Raw genomic sequence first — 14,601 nt, 5'->3', positions numbered from 1 at the left:
TTGAATTAATAATAATCGGTGGGGAGGGGGAAGACAGATGGGGGTTAAACCGCAAATCCAAATATCGATTTTTCTAATCTGGATTTTGTTGGTACCAGCAGGAATGTGGTTCACCTTTCAAACTTTCCCCCCGGACCTGACCGGAAAATGGCATGAACTTATTGCTTTTCTAGCGCTAATGTCCATAGTGGCATCGATGCCAATTATTATCAATAACGTGCACATTTCTCTCATTCAATGGGTGTCTTTGACCGTTTTTTTAATTTTCGGCATGTTTATAGAAATGGTATTTGCTCAAATAGCCTTCCTTGTTTTATTGGTGAAACTAAAAGTTTCAAAAGATCAACTATTTCGATTGCCGTTAAATTCAATCATGTTCTTTCTAGTTTCATTCTTTAGCGGTACGATCTATTACCTTCTCGGCGGTAAAACGGGCCCGAAGCTTACTGAAAATAGTGAAGCTTTTTTGTTGGCTATTTTGTATGCGGTGTTGAGTTATTTTATTAATCAGATTATTGTTTCCTTCAATCTTTATTTTATTTATAAGCGAAGGGATGCTTATTTTGGAAAAGATTTATTGGTAGAGACTCTGACAACGATTATTACCATTCCGTTTGGTGTGGTGTTATACATTCTTTATCATCAAATGGGGTTAATGGCGCTTCTTTTTGTGGGGATTCCCTTTGTCAGTCTTTCCGTTATTTTTAATCTCTATTACTCTAGTGAAAAAATTAATGAGTATCTACAAAAAGCTGCCGAAGTTGGCCATCAAATGGCGGAACGCCTTCAAATGGATGATGTTGTGACTTTGTTTATTCAAAAACTTGGGGGAATGCTCCCAGTGGATTATGCTTATATTTTTGAAGTTTCTGGTAATGAACTGAAATTGGCCCGCTACGTTGAGGATGGGCGGGTAGATCCTTATCATAGGCCGCCTTTGAAAAAAAATGAAGGAATCTCCGGAATGGTTTGGGAGGAGCAAAAGGCCTGTTTTTTTTCACGGAGAAAAGAATGGCTGCATCTAACAAATGGAGGATATCTGCCAAAGGATGCTCAAAGTATTTTAAGCGTTCCCATCATGCGCAATAAAAAAATTATTGGTGTTCTGCTGCTTGCTTCGAGGCAGGAAAAATCCTATGAAAAATATCAATTGAACATTGTGGATATTCTCTGCTCGTATTTTGCCGTGGCCATCGAGAATGCCCAGCATTACGAACGAACAAAAATGCAGAGCGAACGCTGCTCACTCACTAAATTATATAATTATCGGTACTTTGAAAATGCATTAATGGGGGAGTTTGAGCGGCTTAGGCGATTTGAGCGAAACGTGATTTCGTTGATTATTCTTGACATTGATCATTTTAAAACGGTTAATGATACATACGGCCATCAAAGTGGAAATGAAATTCTGATTGATATTGCAGGAAGAATAAGTGAATTAGTTGGAAGCAGAGGTACTGTTGCACGTTATGGCGGTGAGGAATTCGTTGTTCTTTTATCTGATGTTGCAAAAGAGGAAGCCTATCAAACCGCCGAGCTAATCCGGCAATCAATAGCCAATTGGCCGTTCATCCTCTATCAAACTATTGATCAGGATGAACAGAAACAACAGGTTAAAATTACAGCCTCAATTGGAGTGGCAACTGCACCAGAGGATGCAGAGGATGCTCTTGCCTTGATTCGGCATGCGGACAGGGCGCTGTATGTTGGGGCGAAAAGGGCAGGGCGGAATCGAGTGGCGGAGTATTCTTCGTGTTGAGGATGCCACCGTTAAAATAAAAAGGAAAAGTGCCTTCATTCAAAATGAGGGCACTTTTTTAAAAGATAATTTGACTAATAATTAATAGTGTCTACTAATGTCTTAGCATTTTCGCCCCAAATTATTGACTTTTGAGGCACGTCAAAAGTGTTTCCGCATTTACTTTGTAAGTCTGATAATTTACTTTCGTCATTTAAATCAGCATTGGTAATATATGAGATTTTATCAGTGGGAATATCTTCTAGTCCAACATGAGGTAAACCTGCCCTAACATATAATTTCCCGTAAACATCAATCTTTTTATTTGCAGTAACAGTGCCATTTATACAGACAATATTATTGCTTTGTATTTGGACCTTATCAGTAAAGGAGGCATAGCCTCTTACATAGGTGTAATAGATTTTTGTAGGATTGGTAGTTGAATTATATAATTCAAATCTATCGCTAGCAATAAGGTTTCCATTTACATAAATATTTAAACCTTCCCCATAAGAGTGACCATTTAAGGTTAGATCATTTTCTGTTTCATAAGTTGCATCGTTCATATTGTTAAGATTTCCACTCATTGTTAGGTTAAAAGCGTGAACAGTAAGGCCGCTCTTTTGTCCATTACCGGTTAAGGTTAGATTTGCAGTTGAGTAAATGGTCTTTGAGTATCCTTGAAATTTATCATTATAGGTTTTATCCATATTCAAAAAAATTCCATCACGACAACTAGAGTCAGTAAAGGTATCAGGGTTGCGGCAACTTGGGAGTACGTCCCCAGCTGTAATCTCTTCAATCTTGTCGTAATCTGGAGGAGTGACTGTCTTGTTCACAATAAGATCTTTCAAGTTAATATTCATTTCAGTCTTTAATGTTCTTTTTTCATTACCCGTAACTGAAAATTCAATTGTAATTTTTTTATTATTACTTGGATCTGTACCCACTGTATAATTATTTTCCACTTTGAAACTATTGGTGCTATCGACAGGGAATGGGGATAGTCCGTTCTGTAATCTTAATTTAATGGTACCAATAATATCATTAATAATATCGGTTTCTGTAAAGCTTGGATTTGAGTCTGTTATAATCTTATGGTTGTAATATGCTTGCTTAGCCAAAAAAATATTAGCTATAGTAACTTGATAATAGGTAAGTCCCATTTCCGCGATAGAAGTGGATTTAGTTTTGCTTTCTACAACCTGATTTTGTTTCACTGTATTGAAGGACTGGCCTGTAAATGACAGAAATAATATCATAAAGACAACAATGATAAGTAAAACAGTTACTAGTGCATAACCGTCTTCCTTTTTTATTTTATTCATAAACTTCTCCCCCCTTCAACCTATAAAGTAAAATCTTAACTGAGACTTTATTTCCTAAGTTTCTTATATCTGAAACATTAACTATCAATTGTAAGTCATTTCCTTTTTTGCTAGGTTCAAGGGTTATTGAAGAAATCTCTGAGTCATTCACTTGATTTTCAGCCTTATAACAAAAACTAGAACTGGAAAAGGATTGTATTTCTGTATGATTTTTATCTAGAACAGTTATTGTACATTCTGAACTTTTCAATGTATATTTCTCGTTAGTTTGATGAATTTTGGTTAATGTGGAGATGACAATGTTTGCTTCTTGTTGAAGCTTATTTTTTGTAACGGATATTTGAGAGTACTGGTTGCCTTGGATAAAGACTTGCCAGATAGTTACTCCGATAATGGAAAGTATCGATAACGCCGCTAAAACTTCAATTAGTGTTACTCCTTGTTCATTCCGCATATAATACTCTCCTTATTTAACTAAAACGTATCCGTATGTTTCACTTATTGGCAAATTTCTATTATTCTTCATTAATACTTGAATTTTATATACTTTAATTGAATCACTCAAGGAAAATCCATTTTCGATATTTTTCCATATTCTTATTTCGGTATTTGGATTTAAAGTGTTGAAAGTGTAATAGTCACCGCTTGATGATGTTAATCCTGAAGGAAATTCTAAAGGGTTATTTTCTTTTAAAGCTTTAATTACCTTAGGGTCGGATTTCCAACTATTTAAAACTTCTTTTGCAGAGTTGACAGCTTGCGTCTTCACCTCATTTTGCTTATTCATTAACCCCATTTGAGGGAAAAAGTTAATAAAAGAAATAAAAATCACTGATAATATCGTAATCGACAGTAACACTTCTATTAAGGTTAAACCCTTTTCATTTTTTAAAATATCCAATATAGCAATTCCTCCTGCAAGAGAAAATTTGATCTTACTAGATAAATTTTATCAGATTTGATTGGAAGAGATATAAAAAATCAGTAATTTATACCTATAAAAGATTTCCACCTTCTTTAAAACTAACAAGAAGTATTATACAATATTTAGTAGACAAATTTCGTCTGATTTTTGAAGAATAAGCAAAAAAAATAAATGATTTTGATGAAAAATGTAGTTTAATAGTATATAAGCACTAATAAAAGGGGAGTGAATAAATGCAACCAATCATTTGGGCCTTTGGGTCTATGTTTGTATTATTATTAATAGTATCTCTTTTGCCGCTTGGATTTACCCTGAAAGGCAAGTTTACCATAGTCATTGCGAGTTTAGTATTTGCCCTTGTTGGAACGGCGGCTGTTTCTTTAATTCCTTTATGGCAGACTGGGTTAATCCTTTTGGTACTTGTCTTTTTTGCGGCATATTTATTTGATAAACGAATGGCGACTGTAATTTATCAAAAATCTGAAGTACTTGATGAATTTATTGAGTTAGAACAAGAATCAATAGAAAAATTAAGTGGCGTGATTAATCAAAGGATGAAGGAGGAAGATGTATTACAAGATGTTCCTCTTCAAAGCCTAGATAAAGTGATAAAAAATGAATTTAATTTAAATGAAATTTCTATAGATCTGCAAAAGACTGAAAATCATGATCCTGAAGATTTTGATGAGGACGTATCGTTTTTACTTCACAGAGAAATTGAAGAATCCAGTGAACAAACAGATGATTTAAATCAGGATATTAATTACTTATCCGATATAGATCGTTTGCTGATGGAAGATTCGCAAAATAACTCTGTAACAACCAAGAATTTAGCACTTGAAATGAAAGAGCTGAATCCGGAATCAGGTTATTTATCTGATATAGAAAGTTTACTAGAAATGGAATCAGGGCAGCAGTTAGAAGAATCGGATGATTTAAAAGAAATAGACATTCTTTCGCCGATCGCGTCTGATAAAGAAATGTTTAACTTGTATGATGATATAGACAACCCTCTAAATGAGATTCTTCAAGCTAAAGTGGAAGCTGCTTCAACCTCTGATAAAATGCTAGAGGAAATTGTTTTTGAAAAAAGCGTGAGCTTGAAGAAATAACTAAAATCGTTTCTAGATTTTTTTAATGAAGGTTTAAGGGAGGCAGGTCTTTTTGGGGAAAAATCAACAAATGATTAAATTATTTGTTGTACTGTTAATCGGTACAGTGTTTATTTTTAGTACTTCCCATTTTGGGGCAAAGGCATTTGAGGCTTTATCAAGCGCGGATGGGAAATTTACAGAGGGAACAACAATTGGTTCATTAGATGTATCGGGCAAAACCTCTGATGATGCCCTTAAGCTGCTTGAGGAAAAGTATGTTAACTGGGTTAAGGATACTTCAATTGAATTGCAATATGGTGAAAAAACTGCTCCATTTGACCTAAACCAATTTAATTTAGATTCTACAACGACGGTAGCTTCGATTAAGGAAGGCCAAAATAACCCGGTCTATATAACAGTGGATAAATCTCAAGTAGAGGAACAGCTTCAAACCCTATTTCCGCAAATGAAAATGCGGGAAATCGATCTTGATAAGCTAACTCACAGCTTGAATGAAACAGTATTATTATTTGAACCAGGTTCACATACTTTTAATATTTATGATGATTACCTGCTTGCTGACAAAGTAGACAAGAATGCTGTCATTAATACCGCTGTAATACATCTAAATGAGACACCAGGTGAATTAGAACAGTCCATTGTCAACCATCCAAAAATAGAGATTCCAGCAGAAAAACAATTTTCATTATTAACATTTGCCAAGGAACAGAACATAAACGACCCTAAAACGTTAAATATTTTGGCAACTGGCATCTACCAAGCCATTTTACCTTCTAATTTCACCGTCATAGAAAGAAACATAGGAAATCAACTTCCTAACTATGCGGGATTGGGATATGAAGCGAAGGTGGACCAATCTAAGCCGGCTGATCTATTGATTGCAAATCCAAATAAATTACCATATTTTTTGGAGTTAACAATTGAGGGCCAGAACCTTAAAGTTACTTTGAAAGGTCAGAAGTTCTTATACGAATATAAAATTATTACAAAAGACGAGCAGAAGCTGGAACCAAAGACAATTATTCAATATAGTCCACAACTAAGCTCAGGAAAAACAATGGTACAAAATAATGGGGCTGAAGGGAAGAGTGTAAAAGTCTACAGGGAGGTCTACCAAGGTGGACAATTAGTAAAGAGTGACTTCCTATCAGAGGATTATTATCCACCTGTTTACAAGGTCGTAGTTAAAGCATTAACGGCACCGAGTACAACAAATCCACCTGGATCAGCGGATAATTCGACTGGAACAACAGATAGCACTCAAACAATTGAATCATCTACTCAAACGCCGACTACATCTGATTACGGACAACAAGAGAGCGACATTTGGGGAAAACCAAATGAACAACCAAAATAAAAGCAGGTGTAATAAATGAGGCAAACACGTAAACGGCTTGGTGATTTGTTAATAAAAGAAGGCCTAATTACAACGGAGCAGCTTCAGAGTGTCTTAAATGATAAGGATTCAAATCAAAAACTTGGAGAAGCCCTCCTTCAAAGGGGATTCATAACAGAACAGCAATTAATAGAAGTGTTAGAATACCAGCTTGGTGTTCCACATATCAATCTGTTCCAGTATCCCTTTGATACCAATCTTTTTTCCCTGATTTCTAAAGAAACTGCCAAACGAAACTTAATTATTCCGTTAAAGCGAGAAGGAAACAAGCTTTGGGTCGCAATGGCGAATCCAATGGATTTTATTGTTATCGATGATTTGAGGTTATCCACAGGATTTCAAATCGAGCCAACTATTGCTACCAAAGAAGATATCCTTCGCACGATTAATAAATATTATGAGGTCGATGACGGTCTTGACGAACTTTTGGATGAACTTCCGCAAAATGAACGGGGACAGGCTGAGAGTATTACAGATGTGGATTCACCGATTGTTCGGCTAGTCAATCAGATTTTAACGAATGCTGTCATCCAAAAAGCCAGCGATATTCATATTGATCCACAGGAGACAAAGGTAATTGTCCGTTATCGAATAGATGGTGTCTTAAAGGTTGAGCGGGTCCTGCCGAAAAACATGCAAAGTGTGTTAACGGCGAGAATTAAAATTATGTCCAGTCTCGACATTACAGAGCACAGAGTTCCGCAAGATGGCCGTATTAAATTAAATCTTGATTTCCATCCGGTCGATCTCCGTGTTTCGACACTGCCGACTGTCTTCGGTGAAAAAATTGTTATGCGTTTATTGGACATGGGTTCGACTTTAAATGATATTAATAAACTGGGTTTTAATGCACTAAATCTTAAACGGTTTTATGAAATGATTGAAAAACCAACGGGGATTGTTTTAATTACAGGTCCCACTGGATCAGGTAAATCCTCCACCCTCTATGCCGCACTGAACAAATTAAATAGCGATGCGGTAAATATTATAACGGTCGAAGATCCGGTTGAATACCAGCTTGAAGGAATCAACCAGGTTCAGGTGAATCAGAATGTGGGGATGACTTTTGCTGCGGGTTTAAGATCCATTCTTCGCCAAGACCCAAACATCATCATGGTGGGAGAAATCCGTGATACAGAAACAGTAGAAGTCGCCATCAGGGCTTCCTTAACGGGGCATTTGGTTTTAAGCACCTTGCATACAAATGACTCGTTAGGAACGGTTACGAGACTTTTGGATATGGGTGTTGAACCATTTTTACTTGCGGCTTCATTAAGCGGAGTTGTCGCGCAGCGATTAGTCCGAAAAGTGTGCCGCGATTGTGCTGAAGTGCAAGAACCTTCTAAACGGGAAGTGGAAATATTTGCAAAACGCGGTCTGAAACTTGATAAAGTTACTCGTGGAAAAGGCTGCGCCTCCTGCAATATGACTGGCTACAAAGGCCGGATAGCCTTGCATGAAGTACTTGTTATCAACGATGAAATGCGAAGAATTATGATGAATGGTGAAACCTTTCAAAAGATAAAGGACACTGCGATTAAAAATAAAACCATTTTTTTAATAGACGATGGCCTTTTAAAAGTAAAACAAGGTTTAACCACAACCGAAGAAGTTTTACGAGTAGCTATTCCAGATTAGGAGAACGATGATATGAAGGAAAAAATCGACTCAATCTTAAGAGCCGCTGTTGAATACAAAGCCTCAGATGTTCATTTATCTGTGGGAGTTCCTCCTGTTATGAGGATTAATGGTGATTTAAGAAGATATGGAACAGATAAATTATTGCCTGCGGATACGGAAGCAATGGCAAAGGCGATTATTCCCGAGGATATGTGGGATTTATTTAAGGAAAAAGGTGAGCTTGACTTTTCCTATGGTGTACCAGGAAGCTCTCGTTTTCGTGTGAATGCCTATCATCAAAGAAAGAGTGTTTCAATTGCACTTAGGACCGTTGCTTCTAAAACTCCAACATTGGAAGAATTAGATTTACCAGAAGTAATAGCAAAATTAGTCCAGAAGCCTCAGGGGCTTATCTTAGTAACAGGACCTACAGGGAGCGGGAAATCAACAACATTGGCATCAATGATTGATTACATGAATCGCCATATGAGGAAACATATCATTACTCTTGAAGATCCAATCGAGTACCTACACCGTCATGGAAATTCGATTATTGACCAGCGGGAAGTTGGTTTTGACACGAAGAGCTATGCTAGTGGATTAAAAGGAGCACTCAGACAGGACCCTGATGTCATTCTTGTAGGAGAGATGCGTGACTTGGAAACGATTGGGATTGCGATTACTGCTGCTGAAACGGGGCACTTAGTTTTAGGCACACTTCATACATCAAGTGCACCAACTACCATAAACCGGATTATCGACGTATTTCCGCCTGCCCAGCAACCGCAAATTCGAGTTCAACTTGCTTCAGTCTTAGTAGGTGTCATTTCACAACGCCTGTTTCCAACGGCAGATAAGAAGGGACGGAAAGCAGCAACTGAAATCCTGGTAAATAATCCAGCTATAGCAAACTTGATTCGAAGTGAAAAAATCCATCAAATTCAAAGTACAATGCAAACATCCCGTGCCCAGGGAATGCACACTCTAGAGATGAGCATACGCGATTTGATTGACCGCGGCCAAATCCAGCAAGAAGCAGCAGCCCAATACTTGCAGGAAAAGATGATGCAAAATGCCTAAGTTTAAATATGCCGGCCGAGACAAGAAGGGGAAACGACAGGGCACCGTTATTGCCCCTTCCAGACGGGAAGCAATGGAAAAGCTGAAGGAACAAGGCATTCGTGTCATTGAAATGAATGAAGTTCCGGAAACATTGTTTACAAAAGATATTACAATTGGTAATCCGGTAAAATTAGAGCATTTTGTCATTTATATTCGGCAGTTTTCTACACTAATTAAAGCAGGGGTGACTGTTGTTGAGGCCACATCCATTCTTGCGCATCAAACAGAAAGTAAAGCATTAAAAAAGGCTCTTTTTGCTGTTGAACAGGAATTGAGAGAGGGAAATCCTTTATCAGATGCTATTGCTAAGCATAAGAAAATATTTAATTCTATGTTTATCAATATGGTAAAAGCGGGGGAAGTCAGCGGTAATTTAGATGGAACGTTGGATCGATTAGGCGAACACTTCGAAAAACAACACTATACGAGGCAAAAAATTAAATCTGCTTTATCATACCCAATAGTTGTTGGAATTATTGCCATTGCTGTTACGGTCTTTTTACTGGTTTCAATTGTACCAACATTTGTTTCAATGTTTGATCAAATGGGGGGAGAGCTTCCTACAATTACAAAGATTACTCTTGCAGCAAGTGGTTTTATGCAATCTTTTTGGTGGTTAATCGCAATAGTCATGGTAATTCTAGTAATTTCACTAACATTTTTAAAACAAAACAAAAAAACAAAATATTTTATGGATTATTTTTTATTGAAAATGCCAGTCTTCGGTAATTTACTGCAAAAAGCGGCACTTGCTCGAATGATGAGGACACTTAGTTCTTTATTTTCTAGTTCGGTACCAATTCTCCAGGCAATGTCTATTGTCGAAAAAGTGGTTGAGAATGATGTTCTGTCTAAGGTTATTCGGGAGTCTCGAGATGCCCTTGAAAAAGGTCGTTCTATGACCGGACCAATGGAAAGGCATTGGGCTTTTCCACCGCTAGTTACTCAAATGATTGTAATAGGTGAAGAAACAGGTGCCTTAGATGCCATGCTTTCAAAAATTGCAGAGTTCTATGAAAAAGAAGTTGAAACAGGAACAGATCAATTAAAATCCCTGATAGAGCCATTAATGATTGTTGCATTAGCTGGTCTCGTTGGGACTATTGTGACATCGATTATGGTACCAATGTTTGGTATGTTTGACCAATTCCAACAAATGAATCAATAAGTGACAAAGTTGTAAAAGAATTGCGAAAAAGCGACAAAATACAAAAAAATACTCTTTTCTTCCTATTGATTAATAATGTATAATACAAATGACAATATTACTAGGTTAATAGAACTATTAGGGAGAGTGGAAAGATGCTACAAAAATTAAAGAAAAAAATGAAAGACCAGCGAGGGATGACATTAATTGAATTATTAGCTGTTATAGTTATCTTAGCTATTATTTCTGCAATTGCTATTCCAAGTATATTAGGATTAATTGACAACAGCAAAAAGGATTCTGTTGTAGCCAATGCTCATCAAATGATTAATTCAGCAAAACTTGCTGTTGCTGGGGATGAAGATGTTCGACCAACTGACACGAATAAACCTAAGTATGTAAACTTGGCATATTTAGAGGCTGAGGGCTATTTAGAGCCAATTAAAGATGTTGATAATCCTAGCGACTTATATTCAAAAGATCAAACATCTAATAAAGGTTCAAATGCCGATGCATTATTAGTTGAACCAGATGGTTCGTATGTGAAAATCTCCTTGAATTCTGATAAAAAGACATATTCTTATTCTGTTGTATTAATTGGCTCTGAAAAATCAATTGGTACAGCATTTACTAAAGGTTCAGGTGGTACAGCAGATAAAGCTGGTACTCCAGTTCCTGAAAATGAACTAAAGAGAAGTGTAGTTAAAACAAAATAACATTATGAAAATTTCTTTACTAATCCTCTGTTTTATTTATGGTATTACGCTTGGATCGTTTTATAATGTTGTCGGTTTAAGGGTTCCCTTGAAGAAGTCTATAATTGCCCCTAGATCTACATGTCCAACCTGCGGACACCAATTAAAAGCATACGAACTAATACCAGTAATATCTTATTTAATCCAAAAAGGGAAATGCCGCGGCTGTCAGTCGCGGATTTCTCCTATATACCCGATAATGGAAATGTTAACGGGTATACTGTTTGCAGCAGCACCATATGTAGTAGGATGGTCAGGAGAGTTACTAGTTGCGTTAACACTCATTTCACTGTTTATGATTATCATAGTTTCAGATATTCATTATATGATCATCCCTGATAAAATTTTAATTTGGTTTGCAGGGATTTTTTTATTGGAACGAATTGTTTGGCCGTTGAATCCTTGGTGGGACAGCCTGCTCGGAGCAGTTACAGGATTCACGCTCCTCTTAATCATAGCCCTGGTCAGTAAAGGCGGAATGGGTTTTGGGGATGTAAAACTATATGCCTTACTTGGCTTTGTTTTAGGCTTTAAGCTAGTCCTTTTATCATTTTTTCTTTCGACGTTATACGGAGCTGTTCTGGGTGGATTGGCGATGGTTTTCAGAATCGTCAAAAGACGACAGCCTATTCCATTTGGACCGTTTATTGCAGCAGGTACATTGACTGCTTATTTTTGGGGATCGGATATAATTCAACTTTATATAAATTTTTTAAATCATGGATTCTAACCTAAGGGGTTTTCAACATGGCTTTTTCCCTTTTTACTCCTAAAAACCGAATAATTAATCTAGTACTAAATGATCATTCAATCCGTTATGTGGAATTAAAGCAATCAGATCCTCCGGTGGCCCAAAAATGGGGAGAGCGTTTTTTGACTCCGGGAATCATAACTGATGGGAAAATTGTTGATATTGATTCCTTAACGAATATTTTGGAAGAGTGTGTCGACGATTGGAAACTTCAAAGACGTCCCATTAGGTTTATTGTCCCAGACCAGCTCGTAATCATTAGGAAAGTGAATGTGCCTGCTGACATACAAGACGATGAATTAAAAGGATATTTGTATCTAGAACTTGGATCAACCATACATTTACCATTTGAGGAACCTGTCTTTGATATATACCCTCTTGGAAATAATGGAAAGACACAGGAATTACTATTGTTTGCTGCACCAGAGCAGAATGTCATGGAATACTCTCATTTATTCTCAAGTGTAAAGGTAAAACCGATTGCTGCTGATATTTCTCCATTATCCTTGTATCGGCTTTACCATCAGCTTGAATTACCAGATGAAGATGAAACGTTATTTACGATTCAATTTGATTTAACGTCTGTTAATTTGAGTATATTTGAAGGAACGGTTCCTGTTGTAATGCGACCATTCGCTTTACCTTTTGATCTAGAAAAGTGGGATATCAAAAGGGATCAGTTTGGGTTGGCTGCATGTAAATACACGGGGGATACAGATGAGTTAGCTGGACAGTTTGAGGACATTCTTAGAGAAATTAGTAAATTGATAGATTATTATCGTTATACGCTTAATCATGAAAATCATGACATTTCTAAATTTCTTTTAACAGGAGATCATCCGATGCTTCAGGCAATTGAAGATGAAATGAAAGAAAGGTTTGAACTGCCTGTTACCCGATTATCAACCGGAATGAATTCAACGGCAAAAATGGGAAACATACCGGATCAATTATTGCTTCCTTTAGGTCTTGCGTTAAAAGAGGTGAAATAATGTTAGTAGAAATCAACCTGCTCCCGCAGAAAGAACGGAAAAAATTTGCCTTTTTTATGGTATTAGCTGGTTTCCTGGCATTATTTCTTTTAACCGGTGCCTATTATTTTTATCAGATTAATTCTATGAAAAAAAATATCGAGGGTGTTGACAGGGAAATCACAATGACGCAAAAAATACGGGAGAAGGAAGAGGTGAACAGCCAGACAAGTGAATCTTCCAGTTCTGTAAGTCAGCTTAAGAGTGCAATCGACTGGGCTAATTCTTATCCCATTCAAACCATACCGGTTATGCGGCATCTTACTTCGCTATTGCCAGAACGTGGTTTTATTCAGTCATTTGGCTACACAGAAGCCGGTACTGTTACGCTAACCGTGCAATTCGACAGTCCTAGGGAAGCTGCATCATTCCTAAATAATCTCCATGAATCAAAATGGATTTCCGATGCCAAGCTTAGCGCATTAAACCCTGTTGCACAAGCTGAAGCAAGTACGACAGGTTCAACAACTGGCCAAACTGCTGCAGGCAATCAAAGCACAGGAACAGTTAATACAGGAACTGCTCCAAATGGACAGAAACAGGATGGCACAGCTGCAGACACGGGAGTTCAGCAAGATACAACTAATACTGCAGCTAGGACTAATGCTAGCTCTACGACAACAGCAGCTGCATCTACGAGTAACAATACAGCAACAGCCCAAACCGGAACCGCGTCAAGTACATTAACGAATCTATATTTACCAAGGTATACGGGACAATTTGAAATTACGTTTAATAAAGACGCGATAAAACAAGAAAGCAATGTGAGCAAGACAGATGAGAAAGGAGTGAGCGGATCATGAAGCTTCATTTCTCAAAAAGGGATAGTTTGATTTTAGCCATTTTGGCTCTACTATTGGTACTGCTCATCGTCTATGCTCAATTTTTAAAGCTTTCGCCTTTAAAGACAGATTTAGCAACCAAGCAGCAAACTTTAAAAACGGAACAGAAGCTTTTAGATACTGTTGTAAAACAAAATGCTGAAAGCAACAATAAAGTAGCTGAAAATACAAGGGAACTACAGAAGAAAGTTCCGGTTAAACCCCTGCAGGAGCAGTTGATTCTTGATCTTGAAAAAGCTGAAACTGTTTCTGGCAGCCAAATTAAGTCAATGGGATTCTCAATGGATGGAGCAGTATCCGTAGAGCCGCCGCAGCCTGCTGCTGAAAACGGGTCAAACGGTCAGACTAATACTGCACAAACTGATTCCAATCAAGCAACTGCAAACCAGGGTACTGATGCTCAAGCTGCCGCTCAGCCAGCAGCTGCTGCACCAACTCTAAAAAAGCTGACTGTTCAATTATCAGTAGAATCGCCAAACTACCAGCAATTTGAAAAATTTGTAGAAACATTGGAATCATTGAAACGGATTGTAGTGGTGGAAGCGATTAGTTATTCTGGCGGACAGGAAGTAACTGCTGTGCAAACGGAAGAGCAAAAATTAGCGTTTACATTGACCGTTTCTGCTTTTTATATGCCTGATTTAGCAGACTTACAAGCGGATGTACCTAAAATTGATGCGGAACCTCCTGCAGGAAAAACCAATCCCTTAAGTGAACTTCCTGCAACTGCCCAGACGCAACCTTAAGGAAAATCACCGAATAATTTGACGAAACTCTAAGATAACAAGACGACAAAAGTCTTGTTATTTTTTTTTGCCGGTATGTTAGGAT

The 14,601-nt window shown here is 37.3% G+C and carries 14 protein-coding genes; 11 read left to right on the top strand and 3 right to left on the bottom strand.

The window, feature by feature from the left end; all coding sequences use genetic code 11:
• Positions 1–37 precede the first annotated feature (37 nt).
• Positions 38–1,759, top strand: a complete 1,722-nt coding sequence (locus tag ACZ5AE_RS22500) for a sensor domain-containing diguanylate cyclase (protein ID WP_464566760.1) — start codon at positions 38–40, stop codon at positions 1,757–1,759.
• Positions 1,760–1,833: 74 nt separating this feature from the next.
• On the opposite strand, the gene ACZ5AE_RS22495 is transcribed toward ACZ5AE_RS22500, so the two are convergent.
• Genes ACZ5AE_RS22495 through ACZ5AE_RS22485 form a run of 3 tightly spaced genes read right to left on the bottom strand, consistent with a single transcriptional unit; the run spans position 1,834 to position 3,967 of the window.
• Positions 1,834–3,066 (bottom strand): hypothetical protein, encoded by a 1,233-nt coding sequence (locus ACZ5AE_RS22495; protein ID WP_464566759.1) that lies wholly within the window; start codon positions 3,064–3,066, stop codon positions 1,834–1,836.
• Positions 3,059–3,520, bottom strand: a complete 462-nt coding sequence (locus tag ACZ5AE_RS22490) for a PulJ/GspJ family protein (protein WP_464566758.1) — start codon at positions 3,518–3,520, stop codon at positions 3,059–3,061. The genes ACZ5AE_RS22495 and ACZ5AE_RS22490 overlap by 8 nt, the downstream gene beginning before the upstream one ends.
• A 12-nt stretch (positions 3,521–3,532) precedes the next feature.
• On the bottom strand, positions 3,533–3,967 hold the full coding sequence (locus ACZ5AE_RS22485; RefSeq protein ID WP_464566757.1) for a type IV pilus modification PilV family protein: 435 nt from the start codon (positions 3,965–3,967) through the stop codon (positions 3,533–3,535).
• Positions 3,968–4,224: 257 nt separating this feature from the next.
• On the opposite strand from ACZ5AE_RS22485, the gene ACZ5AE_RS22480 reads away from it, so the two are divergent.
• From ACZ5AE_RS22480 to ACZ5AE_RS22435, 10 genes are all read left to right on the top strand, one after another.
• A complete protein-coding gene (locus ACZ5AE_RS22480) occupies positions 4,225–5,103 on the top strand; it encodes a hypothetical protein (RefSeq protein WP_464566756.1) in 879 nt (292 codons plus the stop codon).
• A gap of 52 nt (positions 5,104–5,155) precedes the next feature.
• The gene (locus ACZ5AE_RS22475) at positions 5,156–6,463 is read left to right on the top strand and encodes a G5 domain-containing protein (protein ID WP_464566755.1); all 1,308 of its coding nucleotides are present in this window, start codon (positions 5,156–5,158) and stop codon (positions 6,461–6,463) included.
• A gap of 15 nt (positions 6,464–6,478) precedes the next feature.
• Positions 6,479–8,140, top strand: coding sequence for a GspE/PulE family protein (locus ACZ5AE_RS22470; RefSeq protein WP_464566754.1), 1,662 nt, complete (start codon positions 6,479–6,481; stop codon positions 8,138–8,140).
• A gap of 12 nt (positions 8,141–8,152) precedes the next feature.
• Positions 8,153–9,202: a type IV pilus twitching motility protein PilT gene (locus ACZ5AE_RS22465; protein WP_464566753.1), complete on the top strand. Its 1,050-nt coding sequence runs from the start codon at positions 8,153–8,155 to the stop codon at positions 9,200–9,202.
• Positions 9,195–10,412, top strand: a complete 1,218-nt coding sequence (locus ACZ5AE_RS22460; RefSeq protein WP_464566752.1) for a type II secretion system F family protein — start codon at positions 9,195–9,197, stop codon at positions 10,410–10,412. The genes ACZ5AE_RS22465 and ACZ5AE_RS22460 overlap by 8 nt, the downstream gene beginning before the upstream one ends.
• A 134-nt stretch (positions 10,413–10,546) precedes the next feature.
• Entirely contained in the window at positions 10,547–11,107 is a 561-nt protein-coding gene (locus ACZ5AE_RS22455; RefSeq protein WP_464566751.1) for a prepilin-type N-terminal cleavage/methylation domain-containing protein, read from the top strand.
• A gap of 4 nt (positions 11,108–11,111) precedes the next feature.
• Positions 11,112–11,876 carry a prepilin peptidase gene (locus ACZ5AE_RS22450; protein ID WP_464566750.1) on the top strand — a complete coding sequence of 255 codons (765 nt, stop codon included), beginning with the start codon at positions 11,112–11,114 and terminating at the stop codon, positions 11,874–11,876.
• Positions 11,877–11,893: 17 nt separating this feature from the next.
• On the top strand, positions 11,894–12,889 hold the full coding sequence (gene pilM, locus ACZ5AE_RS22445; protein WP_464566749.1) for a type IV pilus biogenesis protein PilM: 996 nt from the start codon (positions 11,894–11,896) through the stop codon (positions 12,887–12,889).
• Positions 12,889–13,731 carry a PilN domain-containing protein gene (locus ACZ5AE_RS22440; RefSeq protein ID WP_464566748.1) on the top strand — a complete coding sequence of 281 codons (843 nt, stop codon included), beginning with the start codon at positions 12,889–12,891 and terminating at the stop codon, positions 13,729–13,731. The genes pilM and ACZ5AE_RS22440 overlap by 1 nt, the downstream gene beginning before the upstream one ends.
• Positions 13,728–14,516, top strand: a complete 789-nt coding sequence (locus tag ACZ5AE_RS22435; RefSeq protein WP_464566747.1) for a pilus assembly protein PilO — start codon at positions 13,728–13,730, stop codon at positions 14,514–14,516. The genes ACZ5AE_RS22440 and ACZ5AE_RS22435 overlap by 4 nt, the downstream gene beginning before the upstream one ends.
• Positions 14,517–14,601: the final 85 nt, after the last annotated feature.

The organism is Neobacillus sp. S1227 (genome assembly GCF_055385255.1).
This window is presented reverse-complemented; position numbering and strand designations above follow the sequence as displayed.